The sequence below is a fragment of the Deinococcus sp. genome, assembly GCF_030523985.1.
Taxonomy (GTDB): Bacteria; Deinococcota; Deinococci; order Deinococcales; family Deinococcaceae; genus Deinococcus.
Genome location: NZ_JAUNHK010000055.1, coordinates 15236 through 18657, shown reverse-complemented (window position 1 = coordinate 18657; position 3422 = coordinate 15236). Strand labels below are relative to the sequence as shown.

Below are 3422 nucleotides of genomic sequence, written 5' to 3'. Positions count from 1 at the left end.
TACAATCTTCGCTTCGCACCTTCCGCCTCAACTGTCAACCCCTAATCGCCGTATGAAGGAGCTTCTCTGTATGACTTTTCGCACCTTTTCCCCTTCTGCTTCCGCTTCTCGCCTGCGTCTGAGCGCGGGTTTGTCGCTGCTGGGCCTCGCGCTGCTGACCGGCTGCACCAATAAGCAGGTCACCACCACCACGACCGAGACGACCACCGAGACCACGACAGAAACCACCCAGACTCCGGCCACGACGACTGGGAGCAGCACTTCCTCCTCTACCCCTTCGGGCCTGAGCATGACCGGGGCCGGGGCCAGCTTTCCTTTCCCGCTGTACTCCAAGATGTTTGCCGAGTATCAGGGAGCCAAGGTCAACTACCAGTCGGTGGGGTCGGGCAGCGGTCAAAAGCAGATTATCGAGCGCACGGTGGACTTCGCGGGCAGCGACAACCCCATGTCCGACGAGCAGATGAACGAGGCCCCCGGCACGCTGCTGCACATCCCCACCGCCATCGGCGCGGTGGTGCCTGCCTACAACCTGCCGGGCGTCAGCGAACCCGTGAAGTTCGACGGCGCGGCCCTGGCCGACATTTACCTGGGCAAGATCAAGACCTGGAACGACCCGGCGCTGGTCGCGCTCAACCCCGACCTCAAGCTGCCCGGTCTGCCCATCACCGTGGCGCGGCGCTCGGACGGTTCGGGCACCACCTATGTCTGGTCGGACTACCTGAGCAGCAACAGTGAGGAGTGGCTGAACAAGGTCGGGCGCGGCAACTCGCTGCAGTGGCCCACCGGCACCGGGGCCAAGGGCAACGACGGCGTGGCGGGCGTCATCCGGGGAACGCCGGGGGCCATCGGCTACACCGAGCTGGTCTACGCCAAGCAAAACGGCCTGAGCTACGGCGCGGTCAAGAATGGCGCGGGCAACTTCGTGCAGGCGGACGTGACGTCGAGTGAAGCTGCCGCCGAGGGCGTCGAGATTCCCGACGATACCCGCGTGAGCTTGGTGTCCACCACCAATGCCGACGCCTACCCCATCGCCAGCTTCACCTACCTGATTTTCTACAAGGACCAGAACTACGGGGGCCGCAGCCGCGAGCAGGGGCAGGCGCTCAAGAACCTGCTGAGCTGGGTGCTCACCGACGGGCAGCAGTACCACGAGCCGCTGGACTACGCGCCGCTGCCCGCCAACGTGGTCGAAAAGGCCCAAAATGTCGTGAACGGCATGACCTACGGCGAGGAAGCGCTCTAACCGTTCTCAACCTCAACCCCTCCGCGCCCTGGCAACTCTGGGGCGCGGCTCTTTGTCCGAGGTTTGCCTGTCTGAACTTTGCGTGCGCGGCATCTGTGCCCGTCACCTGGCCGTGACACAATTATGCCCATGAAGTCGAAAGGCATTGCCGTCTTGCTGGTGCTGGCCGGGCTGGGGCTGGGGGCCACGCTGCTGCGCGACCAAGTCCCGCTGGGAGAAGCGCGTCCCGCCTCAGTCACGCCGCCGAGTGCCTCCGCCAAGCTGGAAAACGAGCGCAACACGATCGAAATCGTGCAAAAGCACGAGCCGGGGCTGGTGTTCATCTCCACCGAGGAGCGCGTGGTGCAGCAAGACCCCTTCGGCTGGTTTCTGGGCGGCCCACAGACCGAGGTGCAGCGCGGCGTGGGCAGCGGCTTTTTCGTGAACGACGCGGGCGACATCCTGACCAACTACCACGTCGTCGCCGGGTCGTCGGGCCGGGCGGCAGACCGGATTCAGGTGCGGCTCTACGGTGGCTCTAAGACGGTAGACGCCGAGGTGGTCGGCCTTGCACCCATGTATGACCTCGCGCTGATTCGGGCCAAAGGACTGAGCAAGGCCGACATTCACGCCATCCCGCTGGGCGACAGCGACAAAATCAGCGTGGGCCAGAAGGCGGTGGCGATGGGGGCGCCCTTCGGTCTGGAATTCAGCGTGTCCGAGGGCATCGTGAGCGCTTCGGCCCGCCAGATTCCCATCGGCTTTTCGCAAAGTGGCGAGGGCATCACCCAGCGGGCCATTCAGACCGACGCCGCCATCAACCCCGGCAACTCGGGCGGGCCGCTGCTCGACAGCGCCGGGCAGGTCATCGGCATCAACACCCAGATCTACTCGCCCAGCGGACAGGCGGGCGCGGCCCAGAGCGCGGGCGTGGGCTTCGCCATTCCCATCAACGCGGCCAAGAACCTGCTGCCCCGCTTGCAGGCCGCGCAGGGCAAGGTGGTCAACGCCCCGCGCATCGGCGTGGTGCCGGGCATCATCGTGTTGGGGCGCAATCAGGCGATGGCGGTGGGCCTGGGCATGCTCGACCCGCGTGGCAAGGCCGCCGAGGGCCTGCCCGACACCGGGCTGCTGATTGGGGAGGTGGCTCCCAACTCGCCTGCCGCCCGCGCCGGACTTCAGGGCGGCACGCGCACCGAGGAGTTCCGGGACGGCAAAATCACCCTGGGCGGCGACGTGATTGTCGAGGCCGCCGGACAACCCATAGACGCGCTGGAAGACCTCCAGGCCGTCATTCTGGACAGAAAGGTGGGCGACCAGATTGAACTGAAGGTCGTGCGGCAAAAGCAGGAGCGCCGCGTCACGCTGACGCTGGACGAAAGCGCTTTTCAGTGAGGCCGACCCTGGCAGACCCCGCTACCCACGTCTGGGCGCAGCTTCGGCCTGCTGACCGCGAGTGGCTGTGGCAGTTGGCACAGGCGGCGGGGTCATCGCGCCTCGCGCTGGTGGGCGGCGCGGTGCGGGACGCGCTGCTGGGGCGCACGCCTTCCGACCTCGACATCGTGGTGGAGGACGCGGCGGGGGGCGCGGTGGAGCGGCTGGCCCAGGCGGGTGGGGGGCCGTTCGTCTTTCACCCGGCTTTTCAAAATGCCACGCTGACCCTGCCGGATGGAGGCAGTGCCGACCTCGTTCGCGCCCGCCGGGAGACTTACCCGCAACCGGGCCGCAACCCGGTGCCCTCGCCCGGCACGCTGGAAGACGACCTGTGCCGCCGGGATTTCGCGGTCAACGCGCTGGCGCTGGTGCTGCGCCCCGACGCCGCGCCCGAAGTGCTGGACGTGGTGGGCGGGCTGAGCGACCTCGAACGTGCCGAACTGCGCCCGTTGCATTCGCAGTCCTTCCACGAGGACGCCAGCCGTCTGGTACGCGGCGCACGGCTGGCGGCCCGGCTGGGCCTGCACGCCACGCCGGAGCTGCTGGCCCAGGTGCCCGCTGCTCTGGCGCAAGCCCACGCCACGCCGCGCCTGTGGGCCGAAGCCAAGTTGCTGCTGGCTGAACCCCGCCCCGGTGCGGCTGCCGCGCAACTCCACGATTGGGGCGCAGGCGAATTGCTGCCAGGGCTGCCGCTGCTGCGCCAACTCGACGCCCTTCAGGACGGGGGGGAAGCCGTCACGCCTGCGGTCTACAGCGCCGCCCTGCT

Annotated in this window: 3 protein-coding genes; all 3 read left to right on the top strand. The window is 67.4% G+C overall.

The genetic code is table 11. The features are described 5' to 3' along the window. The first annotated feature begins 70 nt into the window (after nt 1–70). Nucleotides 71–1243: a phosphate ABC transporter substrate-binding protein PstS gene (gene pstS / locus Q4C89_RS09305; protein ID WP_303102329.1), complete on the top strand. Its 1173-nt coding sequence runs from the start codon at nt 71–73 to the stop codon at nt 1241–1243. 129 nt (nt 1244–1372) lie between these two features. Beyond that, nucleotides 1373–2617: a S1C family serine protease gene (locus Q4C89_RS09300; protein ID WP_303102328.1), complete on the top strand. Its 1245-nt coding sequence runs from the start codon at nt 1373–1375 to the stop codon at nt 2615–2617. Further along, on the top strand, nt 2614–3422 hold an 809-nt coding region (locus Q4C89_RS09295; RefSeq protein WP_303102327.1), incomplete at its 3' end, for a CCA tRNA nucleotidyltransferase. The genes Q4C89_RS09300 and Q4C89_RS09295, both read left to right, overlap by 4 nt.

What these genes read in the sequence shown, in the direction of transcription:
- pstS (WP_303102329.1), top strand. Translation starts at nt 71, where the DNA reads ATGACTTTTCGCACCTTTTCCCCTTCTGCTTCCGCTTCTCGCCTGCGT.
- Q4C89_RS09300 (WP_303102328.1), top strand. Translation starts at nt 1,373, where the DNA reads ATGAAGTCGAAAGGCATTGCCGTCTTGCTGGTGCTGGCCGGGCTGGGG.